Below are 20,261 nucleotides of genomic sequence, written 5' to 3' on the forward strand. Positions count from 1 at the left end.
CGGCCCGGTCGTTCTAGGCCACGGTGCGGCCTTCGACGAAGAGCTTCTCCGGCATGGGTCGCTCCAGGGCCCACTCGAATTTGATGGGCTTTTCGCCCTGGTGGGAGACGTAATCGACCTTGCCTAGGAAGGTATAGGCCGAAGCGGTGCCCACCTCGTTGCTGCTGAGGAACCGGGTCGCCATGGCGATGGAACCGCCGAGCGCCTGGTGGTGAATATAACGCTGCCCGGTCTTGCTCTTAAGCGTGGTGCTGTTCTGGGATTCCCAGCGCATGAGCTCCGGGGAGACCGGGTAGTCGTGGTAATCGGTTGAGGCGCTGACGTCTTCGCGCTTCTTCAAGGTCACCAGGAACAGGTCCGTGTTCTGCTCGGGGAAGTAGCGCACGCCCTCGCGCGGGAGGCTGACCATCTTGGGCAGCGGCCGTTCCTCCATGGCGGCGACGAGCTCGGACAGCGAATACTCGGCGTGGCTCTTGAGCAGCGAGATTCCCGTCGGGCGCGGGATGACGCGGGAGGAACTGACGGCGTAGTCCATGATTTGGCCTAGCTCGGTGCGCACGGCAGGGTAGTTGCGCAACAGTCGCAGTGCCGCAGCGAAATCCTCCGGCGGCGTGACCGTAGCCTGCCCGCCCCAGAAGGACAGCACCAGCATGCGCGCGTACGCCTGGTCGTCGCCCTTCAGGTTTTCCGGATCGGGGCCTTCCGGATCGAGCAAGCGCAGGTAGGCATTCGCGCGATCCTGATCGTTGATGTGCAACATGGTGCGCAGACGCTTGAGGAGGAAGGTCTCTGTCTCGTCGGCGCTTCCTGGCAGGAGGTTAGCCTCCCGGAGTAACCTGGTCCACGAGTACTGGTTGGGCCGGGTCTTGTAAATATCGCTGATATCGATGCCGGACTCGGCCAAGAACTGCGACAAATCGGTCGTCCGGATCTCCGCGACCAAGGATTTAATCTTCTTCAGGGAGCTACTGGCTGCCTTCTTGATGCTCCGCAGAATCTGCTCCTGGCTCACCCGGTCCAGGCTGACATTGGAGCCGGCCGGCATGGAATAAAAGCCCTTTTCCACCTCCTTGACCAGGTTCTGCCCGCGCTTCTTGGTCAGCGCCTGGTAGCGCTCCGTGAAGTCGAAGCTTTGGTGCTGTTGCCCGATGAAGTCGAGGATCAGGCAGGAGTCCTTGCCCTCGGACCGGCGCAGGCCGCGTCCCAGCTGCTGGATGAAGACCACCGGGGACTGCGTGGGGCGCAGGAGCAGCAACGTGTTGACCTGGGGGATGTCCACGCCCTCGTTGAAGAGGTGAACGGCGAAAATCACCTTGATGTCGCCGTCCTGGAGCTGACGGATGATCGCTTCGCGTTGGTTTGTGGGAGTGCTGCCGTCGATGGCCTTGGCCGGGATTCCGAACTCGGTGAACTGCTGGGCCATGAACTGAGCGTGGGTGACGGACACGCAAAAGCCCAGCGCCTTGAGCTCGGACATGTCGAGGACGCGTTTTTCAATTTCTTGGATGATAAACCGCGTGCGCTTTTGTCCGGCTTTGACGTAGAGCTCGCTCAGCTCGTCCACGTCGTATCCGTTGGTCCGGCGGTTCCAGGTCACCCCGGTCAGATCCGTGCCGTCGGCGATGCCGTAGTAGTGCATGGGCGTCAACCGTTGCATGCGCAGGGCGTCCCAAAGCCGCAGCTCGTAGGCTACGCGGTAATCGAAGAACTTCTGTACATTCTCGCCATCCGCGCGCTCCGGCGTGGCGGTAAGCCCCAGCAGTTCTTGCGGGGCGAAGTGGTCCAGGATGCGGCGGTAGCTCTTTGCCTCGGCGTGGTGGAACTCGTCAATGACCACGACGTCGAAGTGATCGGGGGCCAATTGGTCGAGGATCGCGGGTTTGAGGGACTGCACGCTGGCGAAGACGTAGTCCCACTGTCCGGGGCGCTGGCCATCGACTAAGAGCTCGCCGAAGGTGGCATCGGAAAGCACCTCCCGGTACGTGCGCTGGGCCTGGAGGAGGAGCCTCTTCTGGTGAGCCACGAAAAGCAGGCGCGGCTGGCGGCCGAATTTTTCGCACAGGTGGCGGTAGTCCAGGGCCGCCACGACGGTCTTGCCGGTACCGGTGGCCGTCACCAAGAGGTTCCGGTGCCGGTCGTGCTCGGTGCGCTCGGATTCCAAAGCCTCGAGCATCGGCCGCTGCGAGCTTAAAGGTTCGACTCGCAGCCCGGAGATCTCCAAGGACTCATTCTTGCGCTCGCCGCCGCGGGCAAGGAGCAGTGCCTTATCGAGCTTGTCGAAGTCGCGTTCGGGACGGAAATCCACGAAGTGGGGGTCGTGCCAGTACGTGTCAAAGGTCTTGATGAACTTATCGATGACCTCCGGCGTGGTTTTGCTGGAACCGCGCACGTTCCATTCCCAGCCGTCTACCAGCGCGGACCGGGACAGGTTGGAGCTGCCGATGAAGGCGGTATCGAAGCCCGAATTACGCTTAAACAGCCAGGCCTTGGCGTGCAGGCGAGTGCTCTTGTGTTCGTAGCACACGCGCACCTGCGCGCCGTAGCGCTCCACCAGAGTCTTGACCGCCAGGGCGTCGGTCGCGCCACAGTAGGTAGAGGTCAACACCCGCAGCGGGATGCCTTTATCCCGGAGGTACTCGAACTGCTCCGTAAGCGCGGAGACGCCGGTGTTCTTCACGAAAGCGCACAGGAGGTGCACCTCGTCGGCGGTCTTGATCTCGCGGTCGAGTTCGGTCCAGAGGTTCGATTCCTCAGGCGCGTTGGTGAAAAGGGCGCTCGAATGGAAAGGGATCTCCGGCATCTGGGGCGGACCGGCGAGCTTGGTGTCGAAGATCGCGTACAGCAGCGCTTCGCTATCGATGGCTTCCTCGGCGCCTAGTGCCGAGGTGAGACGGTTGACCAAAGCCAGGCGGTCGGCCGGCTTGGTCAGCTCGCGGAGCCTTTGCTCGAGGATGCTGGCGATGCCCTGGGAGACCGCAGCCTGGTAGCGGCGGGAGACTTCCTCGCTCGCGCCGTCGGCAATCTGGAAGCCGGCGGTAGGGTAGGCGGCCTCTTTCCGGCGCAGCTCGTCGCGCACCCGGGCGGATAGGGGAGTCTCGTAGTAGCCGAAGGGCAGCGTGGAGTCGTCGGGGTGGTGGCTCACAGGGCGTCCACCACCAGTTTGAGCGCCGGGACGTCGGCTGGGGCCCAGGTCAGTTCCGTGGCCTCGGCGGCGGTGACCCACCGGGCCTCGTCATGGTCGCTGAGCTGCGGGCTGCCCGAGGAGATCGTGCACCAGAACGTGGTCAGCTCGATGGTGGCGAAGTCATACTTGTGCGTCGTGGTGGTCACTTGCGAGCCCACCTCGGCGGTGACGGACAGCTCCTCGCGGATTTCGCGCGCGAGCGCTTCCTCCGGGGACTCGCCGGCCTCGATCTTGCCGCCGGGGAACTCCCAGTAGCCGGCAAGCGACTTGCCGGGGGCTTTGCGGCACGCCAAGATCCTGTCCTCGGCGCGGAAGACCGCGCCCACAACTCGTATGACAAAGCTCATTCCTTCATTATGAACATCTGCCGGACACCCGGTTGGTCAAGGGTTAAACCCGCTGGGCAGCCGCGGATTTTCGCTACCCCCGACCGTCTCGTTCTCCGAGCGCAGCGACAGAGGCAACGCCGGGGGGCTAGCTGTGTTCCAAAATCCAAGCAAAAGCACCCCAAAACAACCGGATATCGGTTATTTTCACGCGAAGGGTCAGCTAGTTGCTGGTTGGACTGCCGTGTTTGCTGGTGCGGAGTAGGCTTGCTGGTGAGCACATTCAGAAGTTTACGTTGGATTCCAACGTGCTGGACTTAAGGAGAAAACCAATGTCTGCTCAAGCTACGGAACGCGTAGAAAACGGCAAGGTCGCCCTGATGATCGGTGGCGGTCAGGGAATCGGTGAGGCGGCTATCAAGCGCCTGTACCGGGATGGCTTCCGCGTTGCGGTGGGGGACCTGAACCTGGACACCGCGCAGAAGGTCGCGCAAGACCTGGGCGGTGAGGCCGCAGGTGCCATCGCCATCGAGGTCAACGCGGCGGACCGGGACTCGGTCTACGCGGCGGTGGACCAGACGGTGGAAAAGCTCGGCGGCTTTGACGTCATCATCAACAACGCCGGCATCGCGCCGCAGATCGATATCCTCGACGTGACCGAAAAGGACATCGACACCATCTACGACATCAACGTCAAGGGTGTTATCTGGGGTATCCAGGCGGCAGCCAAGAAGCTGCGCGAGCTGGGCCACGGCGGCAAGATCATCAATGCCACGTCCCAGGCCGGTGTGAAGGGCAACCCGGGTATCCCGCTGTACACCTCCACCAAGTTCGCCATCCGTGGCCTGACCCAGACCACGGCCCAGGACCTGGCTGACGACGGCATCACCGTCAACGCCTACGCCCCGGGCATCGTCCGCACCCCGCTGATGGAGAAGCTCGCCCAGGACCTGGCGCGCAGCAACAACCAGCCGGAGGAGTGGGGCTGGGAGCAGTTCACCAAGAACATCACGCTCAAGCGCCTGTCCGAGGTCGAGGACGTCGCCAAGGCGATTTCCTTCCTGGCCGGCGAGGACTCGGATTATGTCACCGGCCAGACCCTAGTGGTCGACGGCGGCATGGTCTTCCATTAAAAGGCCACGCCACTGCGGAAAATCGCATTAGCAAACGGGGTAGTCTCCCCAGTGCGCACGATGAACCGGCACTCCGCGAGCCGGTTCTTCAGTGTTTCGTGAGTGGTCTCCCGGACGGGCACGTTTGGGAGTAGCTCGCGGATTTCGCGTGGGGTGCTGTCGGCAATCGCGACGGCCTCCACGACCACCTCGTTGAGGATGGCGCGGGCGACGTCCGCGAAGCTCGGCACGCCGAAGACGAGGCTCAAATCGATGACCTTCACGCCGTCCGGCAGCGGCAGGCCGCAGTCGCCGATGGCGAAGGTGTCGGTGTGGCCCAAGCGGCTAATCGCCCAGGTCAGCTCGGGGTTTAGAATTCCTTGTTTACGCATGTTTTTATACCTGTGGTAGTTCCGCGTCCAAGCCGGGGTAGGACGGCTGGGCGCCAGTGGACAGGGCGGCAAAAGCGCCGACGCGGGCGGCGTGCCGGGCGGCATCGGTTAGCGATGCCCCGGCCAGCAGGCGGGCTACCAGCGCGCCCGTGAAGGCGTCGCCGGCGCCGGTGGTATCCACCGCGTGGATGCGCGGGGTGGGGATGTCCGTCAGACCGGAGGCGTCCCCGACCAGGGCGCCCTGGGCGCCCAGCGTCAGCACGACGCTGGTGAAGCCGACGCCCAGCAGCGCCTGCACCAAGTCGTGCGGGTCCGCCGAGGCCACCGGTGCGCCCAGCTGGGCCAGCACCAGGTCGGCCTCGTGTTCGTTGACCACCAGCGGGTCCGCGCGCAGCAGGCTGTCCCGGTCGACCTCAATGACCGGGGCTAGGTTGACCACCAGGCGGTGGGCGTGGCGGGCGGCGGCGGCAAAGCCTTCGGCGGGAATTTCGCCTTGGAGCAGGACGATGTCGGCCGCCGACACCGCCGCCGAGTGCGCGTCGACGTAGCCGCCGTCCACGGTGGCGTTCGCGCCGGGGATGACTACGATGGTGTTCTCCCCGTCCGCGCTGACCGTGATAACCGCCAGCCCCGTCGTCGTGGAGGAACGGGTTGCTACATGCTCCAGGTTCACGCCGCTGCTTTTCAGGTGGCTCATCGCCGGGGCGGAGTAGGGGTCGTCGCCCACCGCGCCGACGAAGTCCACCTGCGCGCCCTGCAACGCCGCGGCCACGGCCTGGTTAGCACCCTTGCCTCCGGCCAGGATGCCGCCGCCGCTGCCCAGGAGGGTCTCGCCCGGGTGTGGGTGGCGGTCTACGCCCACCATGAGGTCGGCGTTGATGGAGCCCACGACGGCCAGGCGGCCGGGCTGGGCGGCAGCGGTGGACGGGATGCTGGTCGGTTCAGTCATTATTTGTACTCAGCTACGTTCTGCTTGGTGACGGTGACAACTTCGACCGGGATTTCGGCTTCCGGGTCCTCGCCGTTCAGGATAGCAGCGGCCTGCTCCACGGCCTTGGCTCCCAGCTCGTCCGGCAGCTGCGCGATGGTGCCTTCCAGGGTGCCGTCCTCGATGGCCTTGATGCCGTCCTCGGTGCCGTCGAAGCCGAAGACCTTGACCTCCTTGCCGGCCTTAGCGCCCAGGGCCTCGATGGCGCCGAGGGCCATCTCGTCGTTCTCGGCGAAGACGGCCTTGACGTTCGGGTGGGCCTGCAGCAGGTTGGTGGTCACGTTCAGGCCCTCGGTGCGGTCGAAGTTCGCGGTCTGCTTGGCCGCGACCTTAATATTCGGGTACTTCTTCAGACCCTTCTCGAAGCCCTCGCCGCGGTCGCGGGAGGCCGAGGAACCGGAAATACCCTGCAGGACGAGGATCTCGCCTTCCTCGCCGATGGATTCAGCCAGGGCATCGGCGGCCTGCTCGCCGCCGGCGACGTTATCGGAGGCCACAAACGAGGCAACCTCGCCGGCGCTGGAGGAGCGGTCCACCGCCACGACCGGGATGTCCGCGGCGTTGAGCGACTGGACGGCCGAGCCCACGGCGTCGGAGTCCGTCGGGTTGACAATCACGACGCCGGCGCCGGAGGTCTCCGCGTTCTTCAGCTGGTTGGTCTGGGTGGAAGCGTCGTCGGAGGCGTCCTGGATATCCAGGTTGATGCCCAGCTCGTCGGCCTTTTCCTGGGCGCCGTCGCGCAGCTCGACGAAGAAGGGGTTGGTCTGGGTCGACAGCGCCAGAGTGACGTTGTCGCTGGCGGCCTCGCCGCGGTTGCAGGCGGCAACCGACAGCGTCAGCGCGGCGACGGAGGCCACGGCCAGGGACTTGCGGACAAGGGTGCGGGTCCGGGATGCAGACATGAGTTTTCCTTACTTTTCGTGTGGCGGCGGGGTACTTTTCGCGCGCCGCCGGGGGAGGGGAGGGTATTTAGTTAGCGGTCTTGTTACGGATGACGTCGAAGCCCACGGCCAGCGCGATGACCAGGCCGATGACAATCTGCTGCCAGAAGGAGGAGACGTTGAGCAGGTTCAGCCCGTTGCGGATGACGGCTAGCAGCAGCGCGCCGACCAGGGTGCCGGTGGCCTTGCCGGCGCCGCCGGCTAGCGATGCCCCACCGATGACCACCGCCGCAATCGCGTCCAGCTCGTAGCCCACACCCGCCTGCGGCTGCGCCGAGGTCAGACGGCCGGCCATGACCAGGCCGGACAGCGCGGCGAAGAGGCCGGACAGGCCGAAGACGGCGACCTGGATCTTGCGGACCGGAAGGCCGGACAGGCGCGCGGCCTCCAGGTTGCCGCCGATGGCGTACATGGAGCGCCCCAGCACGGTGCGCTCCAGGATGAACCAGCACACCAGGCCGGCGATGACCATCATCACGATCGGGATGGGCACCCCGGCCACGGTCGAGCCCATCCAGTTGACGGCGTCGGCGGTGGGCATCGGCGAGCCCTGAGAGATGACCAGGGTGGCGCCGCGGGCGATCGACATCATGGCCAGGGTGGCGATGAACGACGGGATCTTGCCCCAGGCCGTCGCCATGCCGCAGATGACACCGGCCAGCAGGCCGGTGAGCAGGCCGAGGATCAGCGTGACCCAGCCCGGCAGGCCGGTGTTGACGAAGAAGGAGGCCGAGACCATCGCGCCCAGGGCGGCGACGGAGCCCACCGACAGGTCGATGCCGGCGGTGATGATGACAAACGTCATGCCGAAGGCCAGGATGGCCACGGTGGCGGCCTGGATGCCGATGTTGACCAGGTTGTTAACGGTCAGGAAGTGCGGGGTGGCGATGAAAAGCGCCACGCACAGGACGATGAGTCCGACGAGCGCGCCGTTGTTCATCATCCAGTTGGATACCCGGTGCCAGCGGCTCGGGCCCGTCGGGGCGCCGGCGGGCGCGCTGGCGGCGGTAGCGGTGGTGGTCATGAGGCGATCTCCTCAAAGTCGTGGGGGTTTTCGGTAATCGTGCTGGTGACGTTGGATACGGCGAGGGTCATGACCTCGTCCTGGGTGGCGGTCGGCGGCAGCTCGCCGGCGATTTTGCCGCCGGAGGCCACCAGCACCCGGTCGGACATGCCCAGCACCTCCGGCAGGTCGGAGGAAGCCATCAGGACGGCCCCGCCGGCGGCGGTGACCTCGTTGATGATCCGGTAGATCTCCACCTTCGCGCCGACGTCGACGCCGCGGGTGGGCTCGTCCAGCAGCAGCACGCGGGAGCCAGCCAGCACCCAGCGGCCGAAGACGGCCTTTTGCTGGTTGCCGCCGGACAGGTCCCGGATGGGCTGGTCGATGTCGGCCATGCGGATGCGCAGCTTCTCGGCCACCTCGCGGGCGCGGGCCTTCTGGCCGCGCCGGTCGGCGAGCCCGGCCTTGCTGGTCTTATTCAGCGTGGCCAGGCCGAGGTTCTCGCCGATGGTGGCGTCCAGGATGAGCGCCTGGGACTTGCGGTCCTCGGGCACGTGCCCGATGCCGGCGCGGATGGCGGCGGCGATATCGCCCAGCTTGAGCGGGCTGCCGGCCACGCGGACCTCGCCGGAATCCACCTTGTCTGCGCCGGCGATGGCCCGGATGATCTCCGTGCGGCCCGCGCCGACCAGCCCGGCTAGTCCGACGACCTCGCCGGCGTGGACGTCGAAGCTGACGTCTGCGAAGCTGCCCTGCGTGGAAAGCCCCCGCACGCTGAGCAGGGCCTCGCCGGGTGTTTCCGCCTCGCGCGGGTACTGGTTGTCGATGTCGCGGCCGACCATCAGGCGGACCAGCTCCGCCTCCGGGGTGTCCGGGCCGACCTCGGCGACGACGTTGCCGTCGCGCAGCACGGAGATGGAATCCGCGATCCGGGCCAGCTCCTCCAGGTGGTGGGAGATGAAGACCATCCCGACGCCCTTGGCGCGCAGATCCTCGACCACGGCGAAGAGCTGGTCGACTTCCTTGCCGGTCAGCGCGGCGGTGGGTTCGTCCAGGATGAGCAGGCGCGCGTTCATCGACAGTGCCTTGGCGATTTCCACCAGCTGCTGGCGGGCAATGCCTAGCTCACCGACCGGGGTGTCCAGGTTGACGTCCAGGCCGATGAGCCGCAGGGCGGCCGCCGCCTCGTTGCGCAGGTACTTCTTGTTGACCAGCCCGAAGCGCGACGGCGTGCGGCCCAGCATGATGTTTTCGGCCACGGACATCGTCGGCACCAGGTTGAGCTCCTGGTGGATGGTGGCAATGCCCAGCGCCTCCGCCGCCTTCGTGTTCGGCAGCTGGACCTCCGCGCCGTCGACGAGGACGCGGCCGGTATCCGGCTGGTAGACGCCCGACATCATCTTGATAAGCGTCGACTTGCCGGCGCCGTTTTCGCCCAGTAGCGCGTGCACGTGGCCCGCGCGCACGTCAAGGCTGACGTCGCGGATGACGTTTACGGGTCCGAAGGATTTGTTGATTCCTTCTAGCCGCATGATGACCGGGTGGTTCATCGCGGCACCTCCTGGAGATAGTGTTCGGTGGATTGACGGGTGATAAGCCGGGTTGGCAGGGTCACGTCCGGCGGCGACATGCCGGACAGGGCGGCGACCAGGGCATCGGCGGCGCGGTAGCCCAGTTGAGTCACGTCTTGGTCGATGACAGAAAGCGGCGTGGGCTGGACCCGCATGTAGTCCAGGTCGTCGAAGCCCACCAGCGCCAGCTGCTTGCCGATGCGCACCTTCTCCCGGTGGCAGTACTCCAGCGCGCCGAGGGTCATCATGGAATCGCCCGCGATGACTGCCGTGCACCCGGCTTCCCGCAGCTCCCGCGTGCCGGTAATGCCCTGCGAGACCTCGAAGCCGCCCTGGAAAACATGCTCGCTGCCGATGCCCACGCGGTCTGCCGCCGCGCTAAAGGCCGCCCGCCGCTCCGCGCCGGTGGACAGCTCCTCTGGGCCGGCCAGGTAGCCGATGCGCCGGTGTCCGCGCGCGTAGAGCAGCTCCACCGCCGCCGTGATGCCGGGCTCCGGGTCGGAGACCACCGTCGGCAGGTCGGATCCGGCAAGGGAGCGGTCGATGAGCACGACCGGCGTGCCCGCCGCCTTGACCGCGCCGAGCAGGGAGAGCGCGTCCGCGGTGGGGACGACCAGCATGCCGTCCACGTTCTGCTGCGACAGTGTGGTCACCGCGTCGCGCAGCCGGCTCGAGTCCTCCGAGTAGGAGGTGATGATGGTGGCCAGGCCATTGGCGGTCGCGCGGGCCTGGACCGCGTCGGCCATCGTGGCGAAGTAGGGGTTGAGCAGCGTCGGGATGACCAGGCCTAGCGTGTAGGTGCGCGCGGTGCGCAGCCCGCGGGCCTGGATATTCGGGTGGTAGTTGAGTGCCTGGGCCGCCCGCTCCACGCGCTGGCGCGTGGCCGCGGAGATGGAGTCCTTGCCGGCCAGCGCGCGGGAGGCCGTGGACACCGAGACTCCCGCGGCCAGGGCGACGTCTTTCAGGTTGGCGCTGTGGGCAGGCATGGTAGGGGGCGGACCTTCTTCCCAGTCGGAGGGGAGGGGTGCAAACGATTGCTGCAAACGTTTGCATTGTGTTTTGCGGCTAAATTTACGACGTTAGACCGCGCCTCGTCAAGTGCCCCTGCTCACCCTTTGCCGCTGGCGCAGGTCGCGCCACTAAACTTGGGAGAATGACTAGCAGTTCCTACCACGTCGTCATCATGGGCGTCTCCGGCTCCGGCAAGACCACCGTCGGCCACAACGTCGCCGCGCTGACCGGTAACGCCTACCGCGACGGCGACGACATGCACCCGGCCGAAAACATCGCCAAGATGTCTGCGGGCACCCCGCTCAACGATGCCGACCGCTGGCCCTGGCTCACCGCCATCGGCACCTGGTTGGCCGAGCAGCCTAGCGGCACCATGGTCGGCTGTTCCGCGCTCAAGCGCTCCTACCGAGACCTGTTGCGCGAGCACTGCCCCGATGTCGTGTTCGTGCACGTGGCCGGGGAATTCTCGGTACTGGCCGAGCGCATGCAGCACCGCGCCGGCCACTTCATGCCCGCCTCGCTGTTGCAGTCGCAGTTCGACACTCTCGAGCCGCTAGAGGCCGACGAGACCGGCGCCGTCTTTGACGTTGACCAGCCGGAAGAAGAAATCGCCCGCCAGGTGGCGGACTACCTGGCTGCTTGAACGTAGCCAGTTAAACGCAGCCAGCCACACATCGTGGGATTTCCCGCTAGGTGAAACACTGCGGGATTCCCCGACGCGTTAGAACGCCGCGGCGACTCCGAAGAGCACTAGCGCGAGGACGAAGCCGATCACGCTGATGAGCATCTGGTTGACGGTCCAGGTGCGCAGAGTGGTGGCCACGTCCATGCCCATCAGGCGACCGACCAGCCAGAAGCCCGAGTCGTTGACGTGGCTGCCGAAGACCGAGCCCGCCGCCGTCGCCAGCACGATGAGCGCGAGCTGGACCTCGTTAAAGTCGCCGGCCTCGACCGCCGGGACCATCAGCGCGGCGGCGGTGGTCAGCGCGACCGTCGCCGAGCCCTGCGCCAGGCGCAGTGCCACGGCGATGAGGTAGCAGGCCAGAATCACCGGGATGCTGATACCCGACAGTGAATCCGCCAGCGCATCCCCGATACCGGAGGTGCGCAGCACCCCGCCGAACATGCCGCCCGCACCGGTAATGAGCACCACCGAGCAGATGGGCCCCAGCGAGGACTCCATGGTCTTTTCGATGACGTTCTTGTCCACCCCGCGGCCCAGGCCCAGGATTGCCATCGCGGCGAAGGTGGTAATCAGCAGCGCGATGGGGGTCTGGCCCACCATGATGAGCACCTGCGCCCAGGTGGCCTCGCCATCGATGGTGCCGGCCGTCGCCAGCGTGCTCAGCCCCGTGTTGCAGAAGATCAGCACCAGCGGGATGAGCAGCACCGAAACCACCGCCGCTGGGGAGGCCGGGCGGTTGGGCATCTCCGCTTCCTTCACGGCCGGTCCGGTGAGCATTTCCGTAACGTCGAAGGGGAATTTCTTACCCAGAAACAGGCCCAGGCGGTAGCCGGAGAAGTACCACGTCGGGATAGCGATCAGCAGGCCCAGCGCCAAAATAAGCCCGATGTCCGCGTTGAAAAACTCCGCGGCCGCGACCGGGCCCGGGTGCGGCGGCAGGAAGACGTGCGTGACCGAGAAAGCGCCGGCGGCCGGGATGCCATAGGCCAGCACTGGGCCGTTGAGTCGGCGCGCCACCGCGAAGATGACCGGCAGCATGACCACCAGGCCGGCGTCGAAGAAGATGGGGAAGCCCATGATCAGCGAGGCGATGCCCAGCGCCAACGGCGCGCGGTCTTCGCCGAAGCGGGCTACTAGGGCATCGGCAAGCGATTTCGCGCCGCCGGAGGCCTCCACCAGCCGTCCGATCATCGCGCCCAGGCCGACCAGAAGCGCCACCGATGCCAGCGTGCTCCCGAAGCCATCCGTCATCGTCTCGACCACCCCGGCGATGGGCAGCCCCGCCGCCAAAGCCGTGAGCGCAGACACGGCCACCAGCGTGACGAAAGCGTGCACGCGGAAATAGATGACCATCACCAGAATCAGCGCGATGGCCGCCACCGCGATGCCCAACAGCGGGCCCGCGCCCAGCGTCGGCTCCCACGTCTCCATTGTCTCCATAGGGACAAACCTCTTTTCCTCTGTGGTTTGTGTAGTTAGGGGGAAGGCTCCGCTCGCTGTGGGCGGGCGCGGGGCCCATAACTCAAGTTAACACGCACACCCCCGCGTTCAGGGTGTCGGTGAGCTTGGGAAACAACACACCTGCGGGATTTGCTTTTTGAGTCCGCGGCGTGCGGGTTGCTAAATTCAGGTGTATCTACCGCAGGGCGGCGCCCTAGTTGATCTCTAGTTGACGCTGACGCAATCGAAAAGTGCAAGGAGAGAGCATGTCCAAACTAGGAGCCTTACTCGCGCCCGGGGCCGTGGAGCTGGACGCGCCCGCCGCGGACTGGCGCGCCGCTATCACCCGCGCCGGCCGCCTGCTGGAGTCCAGCGGTTCCGCCACCGCCGACTACACCCAGGCGATGATCGAGACCGTGGACAACAACGGGCCCTATATCGTCGTCGCACCCGGCTTCGCCTTCGCCCACGCCCGCCCCTCGGAGGCGGTCCGCCACACCGCGATTAGCTGGGTGCGCCTGGCCGAGCCCGTCCGCTTTGGCCACGGCACTAACGACCCGGTCACCCTGGTCGTGGCCCTGGCCGCCCGCGACGACTTCGCCCACACCCGCGCCATGAAGGAACTGGCCCGCGTGCTCGGCGATGCCGACAAGCGCGAGCTTCTCGACGTCGTCACCTCCGAAGGGCAGCTGCGCAACGTCTTGGACGGCTACGTGCCCACCGCCGCTGCGAACGCCATCGCCATGCGCCGCGAGCGCGAAGAGCGCGAGGCCCAAGAAGCCGCTGCGGCCGCCGCAACCGGCACGGCGGGCTCAGCCGCCGCAACCGGCGGCCCCGCCGCGCGCCCCGACGGCGCCGTCGAGAGCAAGGGCAAGATACTTACCGTCTGCGGCAACGGGCTGGGCACCTCGCTGTTTTTGAAGAACACTCTGGACGGCGTGTTGGGCGAGTGGGGCTGGTCGCCGTATTTCACCGTCGAGGCCACCGACACCATCTCCGCGAAGGGGCGCGCCAGCGAGGCCGACGTCCTGCTGACCTCCGGCGAAATCGCCGCCGCCTTAGGCGATGTGGGGGCGCCGGTCTACGTCATCGACAACTTCACCTCCGCCGCGGAGCTCGACCGCGCGCTCCGCGAAATCTACGACATCCCCGCCGCACAGGAAGGCCGGTAGAAGCACATGAACATCCTGGTAGACGCCGCCAACTTCGTGGTCAATGAGATCCTGGCCGTGCCGGCCTTCCTCATCGGCATCATCACCGCCATTGGGCTTAGCGCGCTGGGCCGGGGCATCGGCCAGGTGCTGGGCGGGGCGATTAAGGCCACGCTCGGCTTCCTGCTTATCGACGCCGGCGCCGGGCTGGTCACCGCCTCCCTGGAGCCGCTCGGCGTCATGATTACCGGCGCGACCGGCGCGCACGGGGTGGTGCCGACTAACGAGGCCATCGTGGGCATCGCCCAGCAGCAGTTCGGCAGCCAGGTCGCCTGGGTGATGATCCTGGGCTTCGTGGTCTCCCTGCTGCTGGCCCGGTTCACGCCGCTGCGGTACGTTTTCCTGACCGGCCACCATGTGCTGTTCATGGCCACCCTGCTAACGATGGTCTTCGCCCCCGCCGGCTACCCCGCCTGGGTGGTCATCGTCTTCGGCGCCGCCCTCCTGGGCATCCTGATGGTCTCCCTGCCGGCCATCGCGCACCCGTGGACCCGGCGCATCACCGGTGACGACTCCGTGGCAATTGGCCACTTCGGCACCGCCGGCTACGTCGCCGCGGGCGCGGTGGGCAAGCTGGTCGGCGGCAAGCGTCGCCCGTCCGCCTCCACGGAGCAGCTCCGCCTGCCGGAGGGCCTGCGCTTCCTGCGCGACTCCATGGTCGCCACCGCGCTGTCGATGGCGCTGATGTACATCGTGCTCGCCCTGCTGTTTCTGGCCCGCGCCGGCGACGCGGCCTTCGCCGCCTTCGAGAACGGCGCGACCGGGGTGGGCAACTACCTCATGCAGTCGCTGACCCAGGGCCTGCAGTTCGGCGTGGCCGTCGCCGTCATCCTGTTCGGCGTGCGCACCATCCTGGGCGAGCTCGTGCCCGCCTTCCAGGGCATTGCCGCCAAGGTCGTGCCCGGAGCCATCCCGGCCCTCGATGCCCCCATCGTCTTCCCGTACGCCCAAAATGCCGTCCTGGTCGGCTTCCTAACCTCCTTTGCCGGCGGGCTGGTCGGCCTGGCGGCCCTGTCGCTGTGGCTGGGCCCGGCCTTCGGGGCCGCACTCATCCTGCCCGGTCTCGTCCCGCACTTTTTCACCGGCGGCGCCGCGGGTGTGTACGGCAACGCCACCGGTGGGCGCCGGGGCGCGGCCGCCGGCGGTTTTGCCAACGGCCTGCTCATCACCTTCCTGCCGGCCTTCCTGCTGGGCGTGTTGGGCTCCTTCGGATCGGCGAACACCACCTTCGGCGACGCCGACTTCGGCTGGTTCGGCATGCTCATCGGCTGGGCGTCCGCGCCCGGCGGGGTAGTGGGCCTCATCCTGGTCGGCCTCGTCGGTTTGGCCGTGCTGGCCCTGGGCTGGTTCTGCCAGGTCCGGCTCGTCGATGCCCACTGGGACCCCACCCCACACCGCTCCGCGCCGACCGCGCACGACGAGGCAGCTACCGATGCCGGCGCCGCCACCGATGCCGGGGCCGACGCCCGCCGCGGCACCTGGCGGCACTACCCGCGTGTCACCCCGCCCGCGGGTGCGCCGACGCCGCCCGCACCCCGGAACTAACCCCGTTCTAACCCCCTCCTTACTTGCGGGGGTGTGCCGGCGGGCGTGCAATTAAAGGCATGAGCCTCGACGTCAACACCGCCCTGATCGATCGCGTGGCCGCGGCCAGCGATGCCTCCCACTTCTTGTTCACCCCGCAAGCCGTCATCGAAGCCAAAAACGCCGATGACGTCGCCGCCGCCCTCCGCGCCGGGCGCGCTAACAACATCTCCGTGACTCTGCGCTCCGGCGGCACCTCCCTGGCCGGCCAGTCCGCCGGCGACGGCTACCTAGTGGACGTGCGCAAGCACTTCCGCGGCATCGAGGTCCTCGATGGCGGCGAGCGCGTGCGCGTCCAGCCGGGCGCCACAGTCCGCCAGGTCAACGCCCGCCTGGGGCTGTATGGCCGCAAGCTGGGCCCGGACCCAGCCAGCGAGTCCGCCGCCACGATGGGCGGTGTGATCGCCAACAACTCCTCCGGCATGGCCTGCGGCACGGAGCTAAACACCTACCGCACCCTGGAGTCGATGACCCTGGTCCTGCCGTCCGGTACCGTCCTGGACACCGCCCGCCCGGACGCCGATCAGCAGCTGGCCCAGCAGGAGCCCGAGCTCTTCGAGACCCTCCAGCGCCTGCGCCGCCGCGTGGTGGACAACCCGGCGTCGGTGGAGAAAATCACCAAGCACTTCAGCCTGAAAAACACGATGGGCTACGGCCTGAACTCCTTCCTGGACTATGAGACCCCGGCGAAGATCCTGGAGCACCTCATCATCGGCTCGGAGGGCACCCTGGCCTTTATCGCCGAGGCCGTCTTCCGCACCGTGCCGATCGCCCGCCTGACCACCACCTCCGTGGCCGTCTTCCCGGACGTGGACGCCGCCACCCGCAGCCTGCCGGACCTGCTGGATACCGGCGCGGCCACCCTGGAGCTGATGGACTCGGCCTCCATCCGCGTGGGCCGCACCTTCGACAAGGTCCCGGAGGCCATCACCGGCTTCGACGTCGACTCCCAGGCCGCCCTGCTCATCGAGTACCACGCCGACAGCGAGGACGAAATCAACGCCAAGGAGCAGGCCGGATCGAAGCTGCTGGCCGAGCTCAACCTCCAGTCCCCGGCACAATTTTCCGCCGATGCCGCCACCCGCACCGCCGCCTGGAACTTCCGCAAGGGCCTCTACGCCCAGGTCGCGGAGGCCCGCCCGTCGGGCACCACGGCGCTGCTGGAGGACATCGTCGTGCCGGTCGCCGACCTGGCGGACGCCTGCGCCGGCTTGCAGGACATCTTCGCCCGCTACTCCTACGACGACGCCGTCATCTTCGGCCACGCCAAGGACGGCAACATCCACTTCCTGCTCACCGACCGCTTCGAGGGCGACGAGGCCATCGGCCGCTTCAACAATTTCAACGAGGACATGGTCTCCCTGGTGCTGGAGGCCGAGGGCAACCTCAAGGCCGAGCACGGCACCGGCCGCGCGATGGCGCCGTATGTGCGCCGCCAGTACGGCGACGAGCTCTACGCCGTCATGCAGGAGCTCAAGCGCGCCTGCGACCCGGGCAACACCATGAACCCGGGCGTCATCCTCGACGACGACCCGGACGCCCACGTCAAAAACATCAAGCTCAACCCAACCGTCGAGGAAGAGATCGACCGCTGCGTGGAGTGCGGCTACTGCGAGCCGGTCTGCCCGTCGCGGGATCTCACGCTCACCCCACGCCAGCGCATCGTGGTCCGCCGCGCCCGCAAGCGCGCCGAGGAGGCCGGTGATAACGCCACCGTCGCCGAGCTCGACGAGGCCTACCAGTACGAGGGCATCGAGACCTGCGCCGTCGACTCCATGTGCCGCACCGCCTGCCCGGTGGGCATCGACACCGGCAAGTTCATCAAGCGCCTGCGCCGCGATCAGGCCCAGCCGGTCCTGCAGGCCGGGTGGAAGGCCGCGGCGAAGGGCTGGCCGGTGGTCAGCGAAGGCGCATCGGTAGCGCTGACCGGCGCCCACTTCCTGCCGACCTCCCTGGTCAAGGCCGTCACCGACGTCGGCCGCCGCCTGGTCGGCTCCGACGTCATGCCGCAGTATCAGCCCGAGCTGTCCAAGGGCGGCAAGCCGCGCGCCCGCCTGGGCCGCCGCGTCGGCGACAACCGCGCCGCCGTGACCGGCATCTTCCTGCCCGCCTGCGTGAACACCATGTTCGGCCCGCAGGGCGACGGTCCCGGCGCCACCGATGCCTTCGTCAACCTCCTGGAGCGCGCCGGGCTGGCGCTGGAGGTGCCCGGTGGCATCGACAAGCTCTGCTGCGGCACCCCGTGGTCGTCCAAGGGCTTAAGCGAGGGCCACGACGTGATGGAAAAGCGCGTCGTGGACACCGTCGCGCCGCTGACCGACGGCGGGAAGCTGCCCGTTATCGTCGACGCCTCCAGCTGTACCGCCGGCTTCCGCGACCTGTTGGAAGCTCACGGCGTCACCGTTATCGATGCCATCGCCTTCACCGCCGAGCACATCCTCCCGGCCCTAGATGTTGCGCACCCCGCCGAGTCCGTCACGCTGCACCCGACCTGCTCCGCCTTCCAGCTGGGGATTATGCCCGACCTGGAAAAGGTAGCCGGTGCCGCCGCGCGCGAGGTCAACGTGCCGACCGCCTGGAACTGCTGCGGCTACGCCGGCGACCGCGGCATGCTCCACCCCGAGCTGACCGCGTCCGCCACCCGGGCCGAGGCCGCCCAGGCCAAGGAATTCGGCGCCCAATACCATGCGTCGACCAACCGCACCTGCGAGCTGGGGCTGACACGTGCGACCGGCTCCGACTACCACCACATCCTGGAGCTGCTGGACAAGGCCAGCCGCTAGGCGTTGGTTTCGGCGTAGGCTGGCTCCCGTACGCTTTAGTGAACCGGAAGGAGCCAGCCCATGGCAGTAGGGGACATCGTTAGCGGCTACGACGGGATTCGTGAGAAGCAGGAGGCGCTGTACGTCGACCTGCACCAGCACCCCGAGCTCAGCATGGAAGAGGAGCGTACCCGCGGGATCATCGCGGACAAGCTGCGCGAATTCGACTACGACGTCGTGGAGGTCGGCGGCGGTGTCGTCGGCGTTTTAGAAAACGGCGACGGACCCACCGTGATGCTGCGCGCCGACTTCGATGCCCTGCCCATCCAGGAGGACACCGGCCTCGAGTATTCCTCCACCGTCGACGGCGTCATGCACGCCTGCGGCCACGACTCTCACGTCGCCGCGCTCATGGGCGTGGCCGCCCTCATGAAGGACGCCACCGATGCCTGGTCCGGCACCCTGGAAGTCCTCTTCCAGCCCGGCGAGGAGACCGCCGAGGGAGCGCAGTCCATGGTGGACGCCGGCGTGGTGGACAAGGTCGCCAAGCCGGACGTCATGCTGGGCCAGCACGTTTTCTGCAGCGTGGTGCCCGCCGGCAGCGTGGCGATCAAGCCGGGCCCGGTGCTCTCGACGGGCACCAGCGTGACCGTCAAGGTCTTCGGCACCGGCTCTCACGGGTCCATGCCGCACCTGAGCGTCGACCCGGTGGTGCTGGCCAGCTCGATCGTCATGCGCCTGCAGACCATCGTTTCCCGTGAGCTTAACCCGAGCGAGTTCGGCGTGGTTACCGTCGGCTCTGTTCAGGCTGGTTCCAAGGCCAACGTCATCCCGTTTGATGCCACCCTGAAGATCAACATCCGCGCCTACGACGAGGACGTGCGGGACAAGATCATCGCCGCCATCGAGCGGATCGTGAAGGCCGAGTGCGAGGCCGCGCGCTCGCCGAAGGAGCCGGAGTTCAGCTTCTCCGACCGTTACCCGCTTACCGACAACGACACCGACGTCACCGCCCGCGTGCGCGAGGCCCTCGAGGAACACCTGGGCAGCGACCGCGTCCAGGAGGCCGACCGGTTTACCGCCTCCGAGGACTTCTCCGTGGTCGCCGACGCCTTCGGTACCCCGTACTGCTACTGGATCTTCGGCGGCGGCCAGGAGGGCGAGGAGATGCCGAACCACAGCCCGTTCTTCGCGCCCGTCCAGCAGCCGACGCTGCAGACCGGCACCGAGGCCCTCATCACCGCCGCTTACGCCTGGTTGGGCAAGTAGTTGCCCCGCCCCGGTTGCGGGGTGGTGGGGTCTGCCTTAGTGTGTGGGGTATGACATCGGGGGATTGTTTTTCTAGGTTTGTGGCTGCTGTGACCCAGCCTGGCATTGAGATCGTGGAAGGCGCCTGGCACGCTGATTGGGATGCCGAGCGTGCGGCCGCTGGGTCCGGCCGTGACGAGCTGGAGCGTCTCTTCGACTTGGCCGGGGTGTTTTTCGGCCCGGTCAGGCACGTCCGCCGCCAGCGTCGGGTGCGCGCGAATGCTGTCCGCCACGGCCACTGCCTGCCCGTGCTCGACGTGTTGCGTGGGGTGCTGCGGCGGGTGAAAAACACAAACGATGCTTGGCGCATCATGGAGGAGTTGTCTGCCCAGCCGGTTGATGTCAAGGAGATGGCCGCCACGGCCCGCCGCAAGATTCAGGAGGCCCGGCCTGCCCTGACGCCGCAGCCGGGGGTGATCTACCGGCGTTCGGCTGAGGGGTTGTGGTCGATGCGTCTTCTCGCCGATGCTGGTCTCGTCGCCGATATCAAAGCTCAAGTTCGCACTGTCGAGGATGCGCGCGCGGTTTTCACCAGCGGCGACGGGGAAGGTGCCGGGACCGGTGATGGTGTCGGTGCCGGCGGTAGGTGCCGCGGCGGGGTGCGCGCGTCGGTTACCACTAATGTGGTGCTCAATCTCAAGGATTTCGGGCACTTGGTCGGCGGCAAGGATGCCGCGGATATTACCGTGCAGCTGACCAACGGCGCGGTGATCAGTGGTGCGGAGTTGGTGACCCGGGCGTTT

The 20,261-nt window shown here is 67.0% G+C and carries 15 protein-coding genes and 1 pseudogene; 7 read left to right on the forward strand and 9 right to left on the reverse strand.

The window, feature by feature from the left end; genetic code table 11:
• Positions 1–13 precede the first annotated feature (13 nt).
• Together HMPREF3067_RS08445 and HMPREF3067_RS08450 are read right to left on the reverse strand one after the other, a co-directional pair.
• Positions 14–3,142, reverse strand: coding sequence for a DUF3427 domain-containing protein (locus HMPREF3067_RS08445; RefSeq protein WP_070769270.1), 3,129 nt, complete (start codon positions 3,140–3,142; stop codon positions 14–16).
• Positions 3,139–3,531 carry a (deoxy)nucleoside triphosphate pyrophosphohydrolase gene (locus HMPREF3067_RS08450; protein WP_070769271.1) on the reverse strand — a complete coding sequence of 131 codons (393 nt, stop codon included), beginning with the start codon at positions 3,529–3,531 and terminating at the stop codon, positions 3,139–3,141. The genes HMPREF3067_RS08445 and HMPREF3067_RS08450 overlap by 4 nt, the downstream gene beginning before the upstream one ends.
• Positions 3,532–3,842: 311 nt before the next feature.
• On the opposite strand from HMPREF3067_RS08450, the gene HMPREF3067_RS08455 reads away from it, so the two are divergent.
• Positions 3,843–4,643 carry a (S)-acetoin forming diacetyl reductase gene (locus HMPREF3067_RS08455; protein WP_070769272.1) on the forward strand — a complete coding sequence of 267 codons (801 nt, stop codon included), beginning with the start codon at positions 3,843–3,845 and terminating at the stop codon, positions 4,641–4,643.
• Here the strand turns inward: HMPREF3067_RS08455 and rbsD are convergent.
• The 6 genes from rbsD to HMPREF3067_RS08485 form a co-directional block, all read right to left on the reverse strand.
• Positions 4,640–5,014: a D-ribose pyranase gene (gene rbsD, locus HMPREF3067_RS08460; protein WP_070769273.1), complete on the reverse strand. Its 375-nt coding sequence runs from the start codon at positions 5,012–5,014 to the stop codon at positions 4,640–4,642. The two genes, HMPREF3067_RS08455 and rbsD, sit on opposite strands and share 4 nt — an antisense overlap.
• Positions 5,015–5,018: 4 nt before the next feature.
• Positions 5,019–5,963 (reverse strand): ribokinase, encoded by a 945-nt coding sequence (locus tag HMPREF3067_RS08465; RefSeq protein WP_070769274.1) that lies wholly within the window; start codon positions 5,961–5,963, stop codon positions 5,019–5,021.
• Complete coding sequence (locus tag HMPREF3067_RS08470; RefSeq protein ID WP_070769275.1) at positions 5,963–6,904, reverse strand: D-ribose ABC transporter substrate-binding protein; 942 nt, start codon at positions 6,902–6,904, stop codon at positions 5,963–5,965. The genes HMPREF3067_RS08465 and HMPREF3067_RS08470 overlap by 1 nt, the downstream gene beginning before the upstream one ends.
• 67 nt (positions 6,905–6,971) lie before the next feature.
• Positions 6,972–7,886 (reverse strand): ABC transporter permease, encoded by a 915-nt coding sequence (locus HMPREF3067_RS08475; protein WP_070769302.1) that lies wholly within the window; start codon positions 7,884–7,886, stop codon positions 6,972–6,974.
• A gap of 77 nt (positions 7,887–7,963) precedes the next feature.
• Positions 7,964–9,496: a sugar ABC transporter ATP-binding protein gene (locus HMPREF3067_RS08480; RefSeq protein ID WP_070769276.1), complete on the reverse strand. Its 1,533-nt coding sequence runs from the start codon at positions 9,494–9,496 to the stop codon at positions 7,964–7,966.
• Positions 9,493–10,503, reverse strand: coding sequence for a LacI family DNA-binding transcriptional regulator (locus HMPREF3067_RS08485; RefSeq protein WP_070769277.1), 1,011 nt, complete (start codon positions 10,501–10,503; stop codon positions 9,493–9,495). Before HMPREF3067_RS08485 ends, HMPREF3067_RS08480 begins: the two co-directional genes overlap by 4 nt.
• Before the next feature lie 167 nt (positions 10,504–10,670).
• On the opposite strand from HMPREF3067_RS08485, the gene HMPREF3067_RS08490 reads away from it, so the two are divergent.
• Positions 10,671–11,171 carry a gluconokinase gene (locus tag HMPREF3067_RS08490; RefSeq protein ID WP_070769278.1) on the forward strand — a complete coding sequence of 167 codons (501 nt, stop codon included), beginning with the start codon at positions 10,671–10,673 and terminating at the stop codon, positions 11,169–11,171.
• A gap of 78 nt (positions 11,172–11,249) precedes the next feature.
• Here HMPREF3067_RS08490 and HMPREF3067_RS08495 read toward each other — a convergent pair whose 3' ends face one another.
• Entirely contained in the window at positions 11,250–12,644 is a 1,395-nt protein-coding gene (locus HMPREF3067_RS08495) for a GntP family permease (protein WP_070769279.1), read from the reverse strand.
• A gap of 275 nt (positions 12,645–12,919) precedes the next feature.
• Here HMPREF3067_RS08495 and HMPREF3067_RS08500 point away from each other — a divergent pair, with 275 nt between their 5' ends.
• The 5 genes and pseudogenes from HMPREF3067_RS08500 to HMPREF3067_RS08520 form a co-directional block, all read left to right on the forward strand.
• Complete coding sequence (locus tag HMPREF3067_RS08500; RefSeq protein ID WP_070769280.1) at positions 12,920–13,825, forward strand: PTS sugar transporter subunit IIA; 906 nt, start codon at positions 12,920–12,922, stop codon at positions 13,823–13,825.
• 6 nt (positions 13,826–13,831) lie between these two features.
• Entirely contained in the window at positions 13,832–15,409 is a 1,578-nt protein-coding gene (locus HMPREF3067_RS08505; RefSeq protein WP_070769281.1) for a PTS ascorbate transporter subunit IIC, read from the forward strand.
• A 59-nt stretch (positions 15,410–15,468) separates the two neighbouring features.
• Entirely contained in the window at positions 15,469–18,231 is a 2,763-nt protein-coding gene (locus HMPREF3067_RS08510; protein ID WP_070769282.1) for an FAD-binding and (Fe-S)-binding domain-containing protein, read from the forward strand.
• A gap of 60 nt (positions 18,232–18,291) precedes the next feature.
• Entirely contained in the window at positions 18,292–19,479 is a 1,188-nt protein-coding gene (locus tag HMPREF3067_RS08515; protein WP_070769283.1) for an amidohydrolase, read from the forward strand.
• A gap of 89 nt (positions 19,480–19,568) precedes the next feature.
• Positions 19,569–20,261 (forward strand): annotated as a pseudogene (locus HMPREF3067_RS08520) (hypothetical protein); the annotation flags it as partial.

It is taken from the genome of Corynebacterium sp. HMSC04H06 (genome assembly GCF_001815935.1).
GTDB lineage: Bacteria > Actinomycetota > Actinomycetes > Mycobacteriales > Mycobacteriaceae > Corynebacterium.

Coding starts and splice junctions, on each gene's coding strand:
- HMPREF3067_RS08450 (WP_070769271.1), bottom strand. CDS start 3,531: ATGAGCTTTGTCATACGAGTTGTGGGCGCGGTCTTCCGCGCCGAGGAC.
- HMPREF3067_RS08455 (WP_070769272.1), top strand. CDS start 3,843: ATGTCTGCTCAAGCTACGGAACGCGTAGAAAACGGCAAGGTCGCCCTG.
- rbsD (WP_070769273.1), bottom strand. CDS start 5,014: ATGCGTAAACAAGGAATTCTAAACCCCGAGCTGACCTGGGCGATTAGC.
- HMPREF3067_RS08465 (WP_070769274.1), bottom strand. CDS start 5,963: ATGACTGAACCGACCAGCATCCCGTCCACCGCTGCCGCCCAGCCCGGC.
- HMPREF3067_RS08470 (WP_070769275.1), bottom strand. CDS start 6,904: ATGTCTGCATCCCGGACCCGCACCCTTGTCCGCAAGTCCCTGGCCGTG.
- HMPREF3067_RS08475 (WP_070769302.1), bottom strand. CDS start 7,886: ATGATGAACAACGGCGCGCTCGTCGGACTCATCGTCCTGTGCGTGGCG.
- HMPREF3067_RS08480 (WP_070769276.1), bottom strand. CDS start 9,496: ATGAACCACCCGGTCATCATGCGGCTAGAAGGAATCAACAAATCCTTC.
- HMPREF3067_RS08485 (WP_070769277.1), bottom strand. CDS start 10,503: ATGCCTGCCCACAGCGCCAACCTGAAAGACGTCGCCCTGGCCGCGGGA.
- HMPREF3067_RS08490 (WP_070769278.1), top strand. CDS start 10,671: ATGACTAGCAGTTCCTACCACGTCGTCATCATGGGCGTCTCCGGCTCC.
- HMPREF3067_RS08495 (WP_070769279.1), bottom strand. CDS start 12,644: ATGGAGACGTGGGAGCCGACGCTGGGCGCGGGCCCGCTGTTGGGCATC.
- HMPREF3067_RS08500 (WP_070769280.1), top strand. CDS start 12,920: ATGTCCAAACTAGGAGCCTTACTCGCGCCCGGGGCCGTGGAGCTGGAC.
- HMPREF3067_RS08505 (WP_070769281.1), top strand. CDS start 13,832: ATGAACATCCTGGTAGACGCCGCCAACTTCGTGGTCAATGAGATCCTG.
- HMPREF3067_RS08510 (WP_070769282.1), top strand. CDS start 15,469: ATGAGCCTCGACGTCAACACCGCCCTGATCGATCGCGTGGCCGCGGCC.
- HMPREF3067_RS08515 (WP_070769283.1), top strand. CDS start 18,292: ATGGCAGTAGGGGACATCGTTAGCGGCTACGACGGGATTCGTGAGAAG.